Source organism: Planococcus halocryophilus, from assembly GCF_001687585.2.
Lineage (GTDB): Bacteria > Bacillota > Bacilli > Bacillales_A > Planococcaceae > Planococcus > Planococcus halocryophilus.
The window spans coordinates 1539840-1556099 of sequence record NZ_CP016537.2 but is presented as its reverse complement, the minus strand read 5'-3'; the positions used below and the strand labels follow the sequence as shown (position 1 = coordinate 1556099).

Annotated in this window: 14 protein-coding genes; 1 reads left to right on the top strand and 13 read right to left on the bottom strand. The window is 39.0% G+C overall.

Translation table 11 applies throughout. The features are described from left to right. Positions 1-26 precede the first annotated feature (26 nt). The 4 genes from buk to BBI08_RS07805 all read right to left on the bottom strand — a co-directional run bounded on the left by buk (position 27) and on the right by BBI08_RS07805 (position 5472). Positions 27-1109 (bottom strand): butyrate kinase, encoded by a 1083-nt coding sequence (gene buk, locus BBI08_RS07820; RefSeq protein WP_065527937.1) that lies wholly within the window; start codon positions 1107-1109, stop codon positions 27-29. 156 nt (positions 1110-1265) lie between these two features. Further along, positions 1266-2360 (bottom strand): Leu/Phe/Val dehydrogenase, encoded by a 1095-nt coding sequence (locus BBI08_RS07815; protein ID WP_008499064.1) that lies wholly within the window; start codon positions 2358-2360, stop codon positions 1266-1268. 25 nt (positions 2361-2385) lie between these two features. Beyond that, a complete protein-coding gene (yqiS, locus tag BBI08_RS07810) occupies positions 2386-3294 on the bottom strand; it encodes a phosphate butyryltransferase (RefSeq protein ID WP_008499063.1) in 909 nt (302 codons plus the stop codon). 132 nt (positions 3295-3426) lie between these two features. Further along, complete coding sequence (locus BBI08_RS07805; protein ID WP_008499062.1) at positions 3427-5472, bottom strand: sigma-54 interaction domain-containing protein; 2046 nt, start codon at positions 5470-5472, stop codon at positions 3427-3429. Between the two features lie 125 nt (positions 5473-5597). Between BBI08_RS07805 and BBI08_RS07800 the strand changes: the two genes are divergently transcribed. Continuing rightward, positions 5598-5831, top strand: coding sequence for a DUF2627 domain-containing protein (locus BBI08_RS07800; RefSeq protein WP_008499061.1), 234 nt, complete (start codon positions 5598-5600; stop codon positions 5829-5831). Between the two features lie 556 nt (positions 5832-6387). On the opposite strand, the gene BBI08_RS07795 is transcribed toward BBI08_RS07800, so the two are convergent. The 9 genes from BBI08_RS07795 to xseA form a co-directional block, all read right to left on the bottom strand. Then, complete coding sequence (locus BBI08_RS07795; protein ID WP_065527936.1) at positions 6388-7122, bottom strand: glycerophosphodiester phosphodiesterase; 735 nt, start codon at positions 7120-7122, stop codon at positions 6388-6390. 671 nt (positions 7123-7793) lie between these two features. Further along, entirely contained in the window at positions 7794-8558 is a 765-nt protein-coding gene (spo0A, locus tag BBI08_RS07790; RefSeq protein ID WP_008499059.1) for a sporulation transcription factor Spo0A, read from the bottom strand. A gap of 57 nt (positions 8559-8615) precedes the next feature. Next, positions 8616-10313 (bottom strand): DNA repair protein RecN, encoded by a 1698-nt coding sequence (recN, locus tag BBI08_RS07785; protein WP_065527935.1) that lies wholly within the window; start codon positions 10311-10313, stop codon positions 8616-8618. Positions 10314-10330: 17 nt separating this feature from the next. Continuing rightward, complete coding sequence (gene ahrC / locus BBI08_RS07780) at positions 10331-10780, bottom strand: transcriptional regulator AhrC/ArgR (RefSeq protein ID WP_008429983.1); 450 nt, start codon at positions 10778-10780, stop codon at positions 10331-10333. A 181-nt stretch (positions 10781-10961) separates the two neighbouring features. Further along, a complete protein-coding gene (locus BBI08_RS07775; protein WP_065527934.1) occupies positions 10962-11783 on the bottom strand; it encodes a TlyA family RNA methyltransferase in 822 nt (273 codons plus the stop codon). Next, positions 11780-13684, bottom strand: a complete 1905-nt coding sequence (dxs, locus tag BBI08_RS07770) for a 1-deoxy-D-xylulose-5-phosphate synthase (RefSeq protein WP_065528542.1) — start codon at positions 13682-13684, stop codon at positions 11780-11782. Before dxs ends, BBI08_RS07775 begins: the two co-directional genes overlap by 4 nt. A 91-nt stretch (positions 13685-13775) precedes the next feature. Further along, positions 13776-14657, bottom strand: coding sequence for a polyprenyl synthetase family protein (locus tag BBI08_RS07765; protein ID WP_008499057.1), 882 nt, complete (start codon positions 14655-14657; stop codon positions 13776-13778). After that, positions 14654-14890: an exodeoxyribonuclease VII small subunit gene (xseB, locus tag BBI08_RS07760; RefSeq protein WP_008429975.1), complete on the bottom strand. Its 237-nt coding sequence runs from the start codon at positions 14888-14890 to the stop codon at positions 14654-14656. The genes BBI08_RS07765 and xseB overlap by 4 nt, the downstream gene beginning before the upstream one ends. Beyond that, positions 14883-16244: an exodeoxyribonuclease VII large subunit gene (gene xseA, locus BBI08_RS07755; RefSeq protein ID WP_065527933.1), complete on the bottom strand. Its 1362-nt coding sequence runs from the start codon at positions 16242-16244 to the stop codon at positions 14883-14885. Before xseA ends, xseB begins: the two co-directional genes overlap by 8 nt. Between the last annotated feature and the right edge of the window lie 16 nt (positions 16245-16260).

The window sequence follows — 16260 nt, the reverse complement described above, 5'->3', positions numbered from 1 at the left end:
TTATCCTCCTTTATCGATTTCATTGTTTAAAATGAATAAGTCTGAACTTGTTCTTCTCCGTTCAACACTCTAGCTGCACCTTCTGCTAAAGCTTGAAGCTCATTTTCGCCGGGCTGGATTTCAATATCAGCAATCCAACTAACCCGTTCAGATATCGCTTCTACAAAGCTATTACCGTGAGCCAAGCCACCTGTTAAAATAATTGCATCCACTTGACCTTTTAAAACAGCACTAGCTGCTCCAATTTCTTTTGCAATTTGATAAGCCATTGCCTGATAAATTAACGCTGCTATTTTATCGCCTGCTAAAATTCGCTTTTCCACTTTAACAACATCATTTGTTTCAAGATACGCAACCAGTCCACTATTTTTGACTAGTTTTTTTAAAATTTCATGACGACTAAATTGTCCTGAAAAACATAATTCCACCAAATCGCCTGCCGGCACAGTTCCTGCTCGTTCAAGACTAAATGGACCATCACCATGTAAACCGTTATTGACATCAATCACACGGCCACTTTGATGAACACCAACTGTTATTCCAGAACCCATATGAGCGACAATTAAGTTGACATCTTCATATGAACAGCCAACTTTTTTGGCATAATGTCGTGCTACTGCCTTTTGATTGAGTGCATGGAAAATAGATTTTCGTTCAATCGATGAAAATCCCGAAATACGTGCAACGGGATCTAATTCATCCACAACGACCGGATCCACAATAAATGCAGGTATATTCAAAGCATCTGCAATTTCATGTGCAACAATACCACCTAAATTAGACGCATGCTGCCCGGAATAACCTACCCGCAAATCTTCTATCATTTCAGCATTTACTTCGTAAGTTCCACCTTCAATCGGGCGCAATAAGCCCCCTCTACCACAAACCGCAGCTAAATTAGAAATATTCATGCCTTCTTCGTCTAAAGACTCTAAAATGGTTTTTTTTCTAAATAAATGCTGATCAGCAATGCTCGAAAATGCGCTTAACTCATTCAAAGTATGCTGTATGGTTTTTTCCATAATCAAAAGATCGTTGTCAAAAACTCCAATTTTAGTCGAAGTGGAGGCCGGATTAATGACTAAGATACGATTTAATTGTCTTTGCACATCCTTCCCCCCTTTCGCTTTATTGATCGAGTTTGCAACCCATATTTCCGCTACACAAAGCAAGAAGCCAGGCGTACTATGCCTGACTTCTTACAGAGGCCAAGCCGAGTACGGCTAAAGCGGCATGAAAAAGATTCCATATCGCGGTTTGGTCTTTTATCTTCTGCTTAAAATATTATGTTCGTTTCTTAAGAATTGAGATCTTGATTTGCGTACGCGTTCAATGCGTTCTTCAGCCATACGGTCTGCAGCGATATAACTTGGGATGTTATCGCGTTTAGCGATAGCAAAAATTTTCGTAATGCTGTCGTAAATTGTTTCAACGCGTTTCATCGCACGTTCGTTGTTGTATCCGTATAATTCATCAGCTACGTTAATAACACCGCCTGAGTTGATAACAAAGTCAGGTGCATAAACAATTCCGCGAGCTTCTAATTCATCGCCGTGACGTTGTTCTTTTAATTGGTTGTTTGCAGATCCTGCAACAACTTTAACTTTCAATTGAGGAATTGTTACGTCGTTAATAATAGCGCCCATTGCACATGGTGCGAAAATATCCGCTTCCTGCGAATAAATATCATTTGGTGCAACTGCTGTCGCTCCAAATGCTTCTACTGCACGTTTTACTGCAGCTTCATTAATATCTGTGACAATTAACTTCGCGCCTTCTTTATGAAGGTATTCGCAAAGTGGGTAAGCAACGTTACCAACACCTTGAACTGCTACAGTTTTGCCTTCTAGAGAATCATCGCCAAATGCTTCTAAAGCAGCAGCTTTCATCCCGATATAAGCGCCGTAAGCTGTTACTGGTGATGGGTTACCTGAAGAACCAAATGCCGGTGAAATTCCTGTAACAAAATCAGTTTCATCATGGATTAAATCCATATCAGCAACTGTTGTTCCAACATCTTCAGCAGTTATGTAACGACCATTTAATCCTTGGATAAAGCGACCAAATGCACGGAACATTTCTTCGTTTTTGTCTTTTAGTGGATCTCCGATAATAACTGTTTTACCGCCACCTAAGTTAAGACCTGCTGCAGCATTTTTATAAGTCATTCCGCGACCTAAACGAATCGCATCTTCAATTGCTTCTTCTTCTGTTGCATAATTCCACATACGCGTTCCGCCAAGTGCTGGCCCTAGAGTAGTATCGTGAATGCAAATGATTGCTTTAAGTCCTGAACTTTTATCTTGGCAAAATACTAATTGTTCGTAGTCGTGTTCTTCCATTTTTTTAAATATTTCCATTGTTAATTCCCCCTAATAATAATTCCTAATTTAGTGATGAATAAATGGCCAAAGCCAGTGAATACAATTTACTTTCGGCACTGTCAGCACGTGATGATAAAACGATAGGCGCTTTTGCACCTGTTACGATACTGCCCACTTTGGCATTTGCAAAAAATACCAGTGATTTATACAAAATGTTGCCTGATTCAATAGATGGAACGAGCAGGATGTCGGCTTTTCCGGCATTTTTTCCTGCAATGCGTTTGTTTTTGGCTGCATCAATGGATATTGCATTGTCGAGAGCAAAGGGCCCATCTACTATACAATTTTTGATTTGCCCGCGTTGATTCATGGCGGTAAGTGCTGCAGCATCAAGCGTTGCTTGCATATTCGGATTAATTACTTCCACACCTGCTAAAGGTGCGACAATCGGTTTTTTAATACCGATTGAACGAGCAATTTGAACAGCGTTTTCGATAATCTGTACTTTCTGTGATAAATCAGGACTGATATTCATTCCTGCATCTGTCACAAAAATGAGTCGATCAAATCCAGCTACTTCAAATGCAGCAACGTGGGACATAACTGAACCTGTCCGCAAGCCGTAATCTCGATTTAATACTGCTTTTAATAGCACAGCGGTTGCGAGTTGACCCTTCATCAAGATATCGCTTTCTTTCTTGAATACGGAAATAACAGCTGCTTTAGCAGCAGATTCTTGACTGCTGACATGACAGAGCACAATATCTGGGTGATTGAGCAATTGAGGAAAATTTTGCTTTATCATGTTCGTCACTGCATTCTCATCGTCGTATAATCGAAAGTACGCCATTTTCCGTTCTACAGCCATACTAATTGCTTCAAGCACAAACAAATCAGCTGCTGCCGCAACTGCAACAGTATGATTTGTTCCGCTCGGGATATTTTCGATTAACTGCTTTAATGTGGCCAATGTTGCTCACCTCATTCTTCTTAATTAAAACAGAACGAAACCCCATATATAAGGGATGAAAGCGTTTTATTTTCGATTTCGGCCATGAAATATTGCAATTTATTGCAAAACCCTGCAAAATGTTGCAAAATCTCACATTAAACCATATTTCTCTAATTTGTAATACAAAGTTCTAAGCGAAATCTCTAATTGTTTAGCCGTTTTCGATTTATTGTCTCCTGCTTGCTTTAGCGCATGATGCAAAATTCCACGCTCTACTGTATCCAATTGTTCTTGCAAAGGCATCGAAGACTGGATGAGCACTTCGTTTTTTGCTTCAGCCACTTTCAACATATTCAGCGGGATATGCTCTTCTGTTAACACTCGATCATTCATTTGCATAAAAATCATCGACCGGCTCAGAACGTTCTCTAGTTCTCGCACATTTCCTGGCCAATCATAAACGCGTAAATATTGCAGTGCTTTGTCTGATATAGATTCAACGCTACGACCGTATTCTTGATTTAATTTTAATAAGAGGCGTTCTGTAATTCTCGGAATATCTTGTTTCCGATTACGCAAAGGGGGAATTAAGATCGGCATCCGGTTTAAGCGATAATAAAGATCTTCACGAAATTTCCCTTCGAGCAATGCTTTTTCCATATTGGCATTTGTAGAGGCTATAACCCGAACATTAACAGGAATTGGTTTACTGCCACCGATGCGCAAGGTTTCATGCTCTTGCAATACACGCAATAATTTACTTTGAAGCATTGTTGACAATTCACCGATTTCATCTAAAAAAATACTGCCATTATTCGCTTCTTCAAATAAACCACGCTTTTCTCCTGTTCTACTACCTGGAATCGTTCCTTCCTCGTAACCGAAAAGTTCATTATCTAGTAACTCTTCAGAAAGTGCAGCACAGTTAACGCGAACAAACTTATTGTATTTCCGTTCACTAGCACTATGAATGGCATGAGCAAATAATTCTTTACCCGTTCCAGATTCACCGCGTAGTAAAACTGTCACCAAAGTTTGGGCTGCAAGTTTGGCTTGTTGCAAAGATAATTGCATCTCTGAAGACAATCCGATAATGTCATCAAACGTATATTTGGATTCTAATGTCCGAATAATGCTTCGCGCTCGGTCTAATTCCTTCATTAAAGAGCGAATTTCTGTTGTATCATGAATAACTCCGACACTGCCTTTCAATTTGTTATCGACAATAATCGGCGCCACGTTCACAATGACTTCTCGATTTGCTGGTCCAACTTTTAAGTTGACGCCCCGAACTGGCTTTCGAGTTTGCAATGCTTTTAAGTGCATACTCTCACCTTCAGAAATATCAGCTGATGCTGGATGACCGATAACATCTTTCATCTGCAATCCAGTAATTCGTGTATACGCCGGATTAACTAGTAATCCATTGCCTTTTTCATCAACTACCGATATGGCATCATCGCTCGATTGAATAATGGCCTCTAGCATCGTCTGAATTTCTTTTAAGTCCGTGATTTCTTCTGCTAATGCAACCACTTCAGTAATATCTTTAAATACCGCAAATGCTCCGATTGTTTTTCCATCGTCTCCAATCATCGGAAAACGAGAAGTGACAATTCTCGAACCATTTCTCAATTGCAATTCTTTATTTAATTCAACACGGCCAGTTTCATAAGTTCTTGGCAATTCACTTAATGAAATAAACTCATGGATATGCTTGCCGATTGTTTCTTCAACAGTAACTTCTAACATTCTAGCGGCACTTTTGTTCATAAAAGTAATATGACTTGTATTATCAATTCCAATCATGCCTTCTTCGATCGAGTTAAGTATTATCTTTTCTCGATGACTTTCTTTACTAAGACGACTGATAAAATGCTCTTTTTCTTCTAATAGCCTGACTAATACATTTGCAAGACTACCAGGTATAATAACCGTTTTTTCTAGGAAGTATTCTTTAAGCTCTTGATAGAGAAACTCACTTCCTGTGACGTTAAATACGATATCAATTTCTGTTTCGTTAAATTCCAGGAAATCAGTCGCAACGGAAATTCCATGAGATTGTGCAGTTTTAATTGCGGGGGCATCAAGTGTTAGATCGACAACACCTCGCACATGTAAATAATCTGATTCCAAGAGTGTGTTTAATATAGCTGACCCGCCAACTCCACCACCAACAATCAACACGTTTTGCATATTATTTCATCCTCTTTTCTGCAGTCATGCAAATAATTGCATTAATGTTTTAAGCGTACATCAGGAAGGTTTTCTTGACAACTTTAACCGAATTGGAAACAATAGATACAGAAGGATGTGGAAATATGGGTCGTCTTGTGGCGTTTATTATTTTGCTGATTCCTGGAATCATGGCGGCGTATGGTATTAAGTTGATGCGCGATACTTTATTCAATAAATTGTTAGAGCCTTATCCCGCTCTTTGGCTTCAGTTTACGCTTGGTACTATTTTTGTCGTTCTCGGTATTGGATTTTTTGCAGGTTTCCTGTTAAACCGCGATCGAAAAAAAGGCAATGTATCAAAAAGATTCCAGAAATAAAAAAATGGCATCACCCTACAAAGGGTGATGCCATTTCAGATTCCAGAAAAAGTCTAATTAAAATAAAGACGGTGTATACACTCTAACTTCAATCAAAGTGAAGTTCCTTAGTGCGCTTAACAATAAAAGTAACCTATTAAAAGGTTTTTCCCCACTCATTTCAGGATTCGGAGCATCTAGGATATGCTCCTGAGCTTGTTCAAAGGCACGAATCTCGGCAAACAATTAGTAAAAGTCGCAGATCCTGAGTTTGCTAAGCTATAAAGCGATGAAATGCCGCCTAGTTCAGGCGGATTTTCCCCATTTACTGGAGATACTGTCGGATTTGTGTGAAATACTGTCCGAATTCGATAGAATACTGTCGAAATCGAGTCGAATACTGTCCAAAATCGAAAAATACTGTCCAATTCGAAATCTGATGATAGCTTGCAAGAAAATTTTTCTTATACTTGCTCCGCAGTACCAAGCTATTGCGATCCACTTTAGGATGCACAGCGCTTGTTTGCGGAAAGCGTCCACTGGGTGCGGAGAATCCCCATATAAAGTTAAAATGGCATCACCCAATAAAGGGTGATACCATTTTTCTTTTAACACGATCGGGGTAATCAGTAATAATACCGATCATTTGAGGCTCCAGTAGACGCGTGAGCGACTCTGAGCCAAGAATACCGTATAAACGTACTTTCTTATTTAGTTTCAATACATCCTTCCATAAAGGTTTGCCAAGCAATCTTTTATGAAGATGAATACTATCCACCCAATCCATTTCCTCAGAAAAAGCGAGCTGCTTATTTTTCTTAATAATCCAAGCCATCTCAGTAGATGGCATCAATTGCTTCATCTCTTGAAGCAATTGTGGATTAAATGAAGATAAATGGATGTCTTGCATTCCCTCTAACATAGCAGCGAGAATTTGAGGTCCTTTTGAATTTTTTTCAAATGAACCTTTCAACTCTACATTCAGTGGGATTTTCTTTTTCTTCGCCCATTGAAATACTTCATAAGCTAACGGGATTTGATGCTGTTGAAATTTCCGCATCCATCTCTTACCGGCACGTAGCTCTTTTATATCTTCGTAATCAAGCGTATCAATGTCCGCATTGATACCGGTCAAACGCCTTAAATTATCATCATGATACACGACTACGACACCGTCTTTAGTAATTTGTACATCAAGTTCGATACCCACACCTAATTCACAAGCTTTAATAAAAGCGTCCCATGTGTTTTCCAGTGCATATCCTGAAGCGCCTCGGTGTGCATACACTTTGACTTCAGACAATAAAATCATCCTCTTCCATTTCTGAAATCTACTGAACCAGAAAAACTTATAATCTTTCAGTTTTACTGACTCTTTTTCTTCAGTTTCACTACCATTTTATCATCTATCATTCAAAACTAAAAGTAATGCCGGTTTGTTGAGGGCGTATTTGGTTTTGGATTTCAATTTCACCTTATGTAAAATGTTACATGTTAAGCTTTTAAATAACTTTTTCCTCAAAAAAAATCCAATGAGCGCTTTGCTCATCGGGTTTGTAATCTATCATTTTAACTTCACTAGTATTATATTGACATCATGGTGGAAAATGCGATAAGAAGGCTGACACAATAAACACCATAAAAATAAAGACGGTCTACAACAGTTCCTTCGTCATTACCTAAAAAGTAGTCATCAATTTGTCTGATTAATTGCAATTGCAATCGCCTCTTTTCATTTCACTGGATTTTTCAATTTTCACAGCAATAAGGTTTTTCATTTTATCGTTGTGAAAACTCTGTCTTAACCTTTTCCTTTATTTCGGCTTTTTCAAACCAAATCTTCAAATTAAAATATCGTCAAATTTCTGAAAAATATATTATTTTAAGATATTTCCAAACTTATGCATAAAAACCCCTTGAACCTTTTCACCGCTTGTTATAGCGATAAAGAAGATTCAAGGGGTTTTGTTAATATTATTTTCCTCACTTTTCTTGCTTTTCTACTTGCAAACTATCCGCTACCATGGCAATAAATTCCGAATTGGTTGGCTTGGATTCTAAATGCGCTACACTGTAGCCAAAGATTTCGGAAATATGATCCACGGATTCATGACGAGTCCATGCTTGTTCGATAGCATGTCGAATAGATCGTTCAACTCTTGATGATGTTGTATCGAATTTAGTTGCGATGCCAGGATAAAGTTCTTTCGTAATTTTGTTTAGAAATTCAGGTTGCTCTAACACCAATGAGACTGCTTCTTTTAAATAACTATAGCCTTTCAGATGAGGAGGTATGCCGATGTCTTTAACCATATTCGTAATTATGTCTTCTCTAGTCGGTTTAACCTCTGCCTCATCTGGTGTATTGCTACGCTTATTCATAATGTGATTGATCTGCACTACTAAACGATTGGTCTCAAATGGTTTCATAATAAAGTAAGAAGCTCCGTAATCGGCAGCCTGACTCATAATTGATTCTTGCCCAAATGCTGAGAGCATAATAACGTCAATTCCCTGTAACTCATCATTTTCCTTTATCGCATCAAGCACGGCTATGCCGTCCAGATAAGGCATGATGATGTCTAGCAATAAAATATCGATTTCATCACTTTTCAACATTTCTATGCAGGTTTTGCCGTTATAGGCAACATTTACAACTTCCATATTGGGTTGTAAATTTAAATAATCTTTCATCAGTCCGACCAATTCGCGATTATCATCTGCAATTGCGATTTTTATTTTTTCCATTGGACTCTCTCTCCTTGGTGACTGACTCTGGTAGGTATTTAGAATAGCTTTACTATTTTACTTCATCAATAATTTACGATCTGCTGCTAAAGAAAGTAATTCTTTTGCATGTTGTAAAGTCAAGTCAGTGATTTCGGCGCCTGACAGCATTCGACTCATTTCTTCTGTTCGTTCGCTACCGTCAAGTTCGGTTACAGCGGTAGTTGTCCGCTGCTTGTCGACTTTCTTTTCAATAAACAAATGCTGATCAGCCATCGCGGCAACTTGGGGCAAATGGGAAATGCATAATACTTGAGAATCAACTGAAATGGCCGCAATTTTTTCTGCAATGGCTTGTGCCACACGCCCACTAACGCCAGTATCCACTTCATCAAAAATAATTGATGTGATCCCTTGATGCTTTGAAAATATCGTTTTCAACGCCAACATCATACGGGACAATTCTCCACCTGATGCCACCTTAGTTAAAGGCTTTAACGGTTCACCAAGATTGGTTGAAATATAGAACGTAATTGCATCATGTCCGTTTCGGTCAAACCTCGCATTAGGCAAAATATCAAAATTTACTTCAAACGAGGCTTTGGCCATATGAAGCTCTTTTAACTGCTCCATAATCGCTTTGCCTAAACTTTTCGCAGCTTTTTTTCGCAAGATCGTTAATTCTTCCGCTTCAACACGTAAATCTTCAGTCATTTCTTTTAATTTTTCTTGATCTAGTTGAAAACGTTGATCCCGGTTGACTAATTTATCCAACTCATCTGTCTGCTTTTCATGATACAGCAAAATATCCTCAACGGAAGACCCATATTTTCTTTTTAACGATTGTATGACAGCTAAACGCTGTTCAATTTCGTTTAATCGGCTAGGATCAAACTCCATATCATCTAAAATCCGTTTAATTTCACTGCCGGTGTCTTGAATCAAATAAAAAGCGCTAGTCAATGTTTCTGAAGATCCTGTAAACGTTTCATCTACAGCTGCTGCGTGTTCCAGTTCAGACATGGCAGAACCAATCCAGTCCAAGCCTTTACTTTCACCTTGAATAGCTTCATGCGCCGCTGAAATCGACTCGTAAATTTTATTGAAATTTTGCAGTTTTTTGCGTTCTTGCACCAGTTCTTCTTCTTCTCCGATAACCAATTCTGCCGCTTCAATTTCTTGCAGTTGAAAAGTTAATAAATCAATCCGTTGTGCAATTTGCTGCTCATTTTCAGTATAGGAAGAAAACTCACGCTTTAATTTCATGTATTTATCGAATGTATGACTATAACTTTCTTTGGACTTCGTTAAATTTTTACCAGCATACTGGTCCAATAAGTATAAATGTTGTTTTTCATCCATCAATTCTTGCGTTTCGTGTTGTCCGTGTATGTCAATTAATGAAGCTCCAACTTCACGTAAAATCGATATTGTTACAAGTTTCCCATTAATACGACAAACATTTTTACCTTTATCATTTAATTCTCTACGCAACAAAATATCGCCATCACTCTTAGTGATGCCGAATTCTTCTAATTTGCGAAATACCGGATGCCGTTCATCTTCTAAAGAAAATAGTCCTTCGATTTCAGCTTTTTTAGCCCCATGTCGAATAAACTCTTGGCTTCCCCGTCCACCTGCTAAAAGATGGACAGCGTCGATGATGATGGATTTACCAGCACCGGTTTCACCTGTCAAAACCGTTAATCCTTCTGCAAAACTAACGGTCAAGGCATCGATAATGGCAAAATTGCGTATATCTAATTCCCGAAGCATATACCGCTCACCTCTTCTTAAAGCATTTCAATTAAACGTTGTTTTAAAACTTCGCGATGTTCGGTATCTCTGCATATAATTAGGCATGTATCATCCCCACAAATTGTTCCGAGAATTTCTTCCCAATCCAAATGATCGATTAATGAGCCAATCGCATGTGCATTACCAGGCAAAGTTTTCATCACTAAGAAATGGCTAGCTCCATCAATGCTGACAAAAGCGTCTGTCAGTGCACGATGTAATTTTTGCATTGGATTAAAACGTTGATCCGCTGGTAAACTGTATTTATAACGACCATCTTGTAATGGCACTTTCACTAAATGTAATTCTTTGATATCACGTGAAACTGTAGCTTGTGTTACTTCATAGCCAGCTGATTTCAATAATTCTACTAACTCGTCTTGCGTTTCGATTTCGCGATTCGATATTAAATCGCGTATTTTTATATGACGCTGTCCTTTGTTCATGGTGCTCCCCCTTGAATGAATAATTATTCTATATACTTTATATCCTACAGCTTTTCCATGCATAAAACAAGAAAAGCTTACACCTATACGTATTTAACTACATTTATTGACTGAGAAAACTCCATGTTATATTTGTATTCCCGTTTAGCGATAAAAAAAACACACTCCTTTCGGAATGTGTTTACAAGATTTCATGTGCTTGTTTAACCGTTTCATCAATCAATGCCTGTGAGACAGGGACAACCTCATGACCTTCCATACTCGATTGAAGATGGAATAAAAACTCGATATTCCCTTCTCCACCAGTGATAGGAGAAAATGACATGTTTTTCACATGAAATCCAGATTCCACTGCGAATTTACCAACTTTGATCAATACATCACGATGTATTTTCGGATCGCGAATAATGCCTTTTTTTCCTACATTCTCTCTCCCCGCTTCAAACTGCGGTTTAACGAGTGCGATAACATCGCCACCCGGAACGAGAACTTTTTTTAAAACTGGAAAAATAATCCGCAATGAAATAAACGAAACATCAATTGATGCGAATTCAGGTAATCCTTGCACAAAATCTTCTGGTTTTGAATGACGGAAGTTGACTCGCTCCATCACAGTGACACGTTCATCTTGTCTGATTTTCCAAGCCAATTGGTTATAACCGACATCTAACGCGTAACAATGCTTTGCCCCATTTTGAAGGGCGCAATCTGTAAAGCCGCCTGTAGAAGAGCCAATATCGAGCATTAATTTATCAACGACCGACAAATCGAATTTATCTAAAGCTTTTTCTAACTTTAAGCCACCTCGACTGACATACTTTAAATCGTTACCTTTCATTTGCAAAGAAGCATCTTCTAGAATTTTTTCACCAGGTTTATTCATGCGTTCAGATCCTGAATAGATAATTCCAGCCATAATCGCTCGTTTTGCTTTTTCACGTGTTTCACAGATGCCCCGCTCAACTAGCAAGACATCTACACGTTCTTTTTTAGGTTTGTTCATAGAATAGTTGTACCTGCCTGCTTTTTGGATTGTGTTCGTTCTTTGATTACACGTACCACTTCATCACTGTTTAAATGAATTTCATCCATTAATTCAGCAACATCTCCGTGTTCGATAAAGTGATCTGGAATTCCGAGACGATCGATAACCGATCCACGATATTGTTGTTCTTGAGCAAACTCAAGAACTGCACTACCAAATCCACCTTGAAGCACTGCTTCTTCAATTGTTAAAACCGGAATATCACGTTTAAAGACAGTATGCAGCATTTCTTCATCCATTGGTTTAATAAATCGTGCATTTACCACTTCAACGAAAATATCTTGTTGTGCTAATTGTTCTGCTGCTTTCATGGCCATAGGAATGGTTGTACCGAATGTTAAAATCACTGCATCTGTTCCTTTTCTTAGCACTTCCCATGAACCAATCGGTAAAGCTTGAAGCTCTTCATCCATCGGGACACCTAATCCGTTACCTCTTGGGTAACGTAGTGCAATCGGACCGCCATTATAGTCAATTGCAGTTTTAACCATATGTTGTCCTTCGTTTTCGTCTTTTGGCATCATAATGACCATATTCGGTAAATGACGCAAGAATGCAATATCAAATACACCTTGATGCGTTTCGCCATCCGCTCCTACAAGACCTGAACGATCAATACCGATAAAGACATTTAAATTTTGACGGCAAATGTCATGAACTACTTGATCATATGCTCGTTGTAAAAATGTCGAATAAATAGCTAGGAAAGGCTTCATATCTTGTGTTGCAAGCCCTGCTGCCATCGTAGTTGCGTGTTGTTCGGCAATCCCTACATCATACATGCGCTCTGGAAATTCAGAAGCAAACCCTTCTAATTTCGAACCAACTGGCATTGCTGGTGTAATCGCGACAATGCGTTCGTCAGTACGTGCTAGTTTACGGACAGTTTCTGCTACTAAGCCGCTCCAAGAAGGTGCTTTTGACGATGATTTTACTAAATCGCCAGTTTCCATTTTATAAGGACCGGTGCCATGCCATGTGCCAATTGTATCTTGTTCTGCAGGTAAAAAGCCTTTACCTTTTTTCGTAATAACATGTAATAAAACAGGACCTTTTGTTTTCTTCGCATAACGTAAATTGTCTTCTAGTTCTTCCAAATCATGTCCGTCGATTGGCCCTAAATACGTAAAGCCCATTTCTTCAAAAAACATGCCTGAAACGACAAGATACTTCAACGAATCTTTTACTCGTTCAGCTGTAGATGCTAAACGGTCGCCGACTGCAGGAACTTTTTTCAATAGGTATTCTAAATCGTCTTTAACTTTATTGTATTTTCCAGCTGTCCGCATACGACCAAGCATGCTATGCATCGCGCCGACATTTGGCGCAATTGACATTTCATTGTCATTTAGAATGATAGTCATATCCGTTTTTGTGTGGCCAATATGGTTTAATGCTTCAAAAGCCATACCACCCGTTAATGCGCCGTCCCCAATAATTGGAATGACGTAATTGCTGTCTTTTTTAATATCACGAGCTGCTGCCATACCCATTGCAGCTGATAATGAAGTTGAACTATGTCCAGTTTCCCAAACATCGTGATCACTTTCATTGCGTTTCGGGAAACCACATAGACCTTTAAATTGACGTAACGTGTCAAATTGGCTAGCTCTTCCCGTAAGAATTTTGTGAACGTATGATTGGTGTCCTACATCCCAAATAAATTTGTCTGATGGGCTATCAAATACTTTGTGTAAAGCCAACGTCAATTCTACTACGCCGAGATTCGGACCAATATGTCCACCTGTTCTTGATAAATTTTCTATTAAAAACCGTCTTATATCTTCACTTAATACTTCAAGCTGTTTTGTGTTCAGCTCTTTTAAGAAAGATGGACCAGTAATCGAATGTAGATCCATTGCCATCACGCACCTTTTTTAAATTTTCCTTCGGACTGTCTGTACATATTATATCAATACTGAGCAATTGTACAAATCAGAGCCTTAAAAATCAGTTTTTTCTTTGCACAATTAATTGGGTGAGTTCTAGTAGCAATGTTTTTTCTCCGTTTAGTGTATGGAGAGCATTTACAGCTTCCGAAGCATGAAAGTCTAATTTTTCTTTTGCTTTTGGCAAAGTTAACAGACTCGGATATGTGCTTTTTTCACTCGATTCATCTTTACCAGCAGTTTTCCCAAGTTCTTGAGAAGTTCCAGTAACATCCAAAATATCGTCTTGAATTTGGAAAGCCAATCCTAAATGCTGACCAAATTGGCTAAGTGCTACAATTTCTTCATTGGTCGCTTGAGCTAATATGCCACCAGCCAATATGCTATACGTTAATAAAGCACCCGTTTTTAAGCGATGAACTTGTTCTAATTCTTCAAGCTGTAATTGCTTTTCTTCGCCTTCAATATCTAGTACTTGGCCACCGACCATGCCTTCAGCGCCCGCAGAAACACTCATCAAATCAATTAAGCGGACTTTGTCGTCGCTCGATACATGCTCAAGTCGCGCCACGACACCAAAGCTATACGTTAATAACGCATCGCCAGCAAGAATCGCAACAGCTTCGCCAAACACTTTATGATTAGTCGGCATGCCACGGCGTAAATCGTCATCATCCATACTTGGCAAGTCGTCGTGAATCAATGAATATGTGTGAATCATTTCAATTGCTGCTGCTACTTTTAGCGCATCAGGATGTTCTTCCCCAATCATTTCATGAAGTACAGCTAATAGCAAAATTGGACGAATTCGTTTTCCACCTGCTTGCAATGAATAATGCATCGATTCTTTTAATGAGTTCGGAATGGATAAAGAAAGAATTAATTGTGCCATTTCCTGTTGGATAAGCGGTTCGTAATGAGCACGAAATTCCGTTAAATTCATTTTGCATTCCCGTCCATTTCTATGTTAGCTGGCACTTCTTTACCATCTTTCATCATAGTCACTAATTGACTTTCTGCATTTTGTAATTTATCGTGACAAACTTTTGAAAGTTCCATACCTTTTTGATAAAGCGTCAATGCTTGTTCGAGTGGCACATCTCCTTGTTCGAGTTGACGAACAATTTCTTCAAGTTGTTCCATTGCATCATTGAACATAATTTTCTTCTCAGTCATCGTTTCCGTCTCCTTTAGGTGCTGGATTTATTTCATTGACCGTTGCTTGGATCGTTCCGTCTTGCATGGCAAGCATTAAATTGTCGCCCACTGTAACTTGTTCAACACTTTTGACGACACTTCCTTCAATATAAGGAATAGAATACCCACGGTCCATAATTTTTAACGGACTAAGTGCATCTAATGTTCGAAGCGCCGAAGACAGCTGGCGTGAATGATTTTTTAGCAATTGCTCTATTTGAAAATCAAGCCTTCTCTCAAGTTCTGTTACATCCGATTCAGATTGTCGAATTTGCTGCAAAGGCATACGCGATTTCAAGCGCTGATCAAGCGATCGGTAATATTCTTTAGAACGGTTTAAATGCTGCAAAGACTCTCTTTGCAGGGAATCCGTAGCACGCTCGACGCGTTCAATAAAGGGCCGGTACAACCGTTCTGGGTAGGCAAGTGGATAAGACGAAGTCAATCGGTTTAATGCCTGTTTTTGCTGACTCACAGCGCTTGAGACAGTTCGATACATTTGACTTCGGTAACTGGAGATTCGCTCTAGTAATTCTGCTTGACTTGGTACCGCAAGTTCCGCAGCAGCAGTAGGCGTTGGCGCACGCAAATCAGCTACAAAGTCTGCAATCGTGGTATCGGTTTCATGACCGATTGCTGAAATAATTGGAATTTCTGAAGAAAAGATAGCACGCGCCACCGCTTCTTCGTTAAAAGCCCATAAATCTTCAATTGAGCCACCACCGCGACCTACAATTAACACATCAAACTGGTCTTTATTGGCCGCTTGGATCGACTGAACAATCGATTGAACTGCTCCAGCACCTTGCACAAGTGTTGGGTACAATACAACATTCGCCAAAGGGTAACGACGATGTAGTGTAATGATAATATCGCGTACTGCTGCTCCTGTTTGAGCGGTCACTACGGCAATTCGTTTTGGAAAACGCGGCAAGTGCTTTTTATGAGAAGCGTCAAATACGCCTTCTTTAGCTAACTTTTCTTTTAATTGTTCAAACGCTAAATAATAATCTCCAATACCATCAACTTGCATAGATTGCGCATACAGTTGATATTGACCAGATGCTTCATAAACCGTAACATCTCCGCGAATTAGCACCGTCATGCCGCTTTCGGGCTTAAACTTCACAGATTTTGCGCTTGCTGAAAACATAACGCCAGGCAAACGCGCTGAATTATCTTTTAACGTGAAATAAATATGTCCACTGGTATGAATTTTAACATTGGATAACTCACCTTTAACATACACATCGCGAAGATGTGGATCGGCATCAAATTTCTTTTTTATGTATTTTGTTAATGCTTTTACACTTAAGTACGGGTCGGACGACACATTTTCAACCCCTATC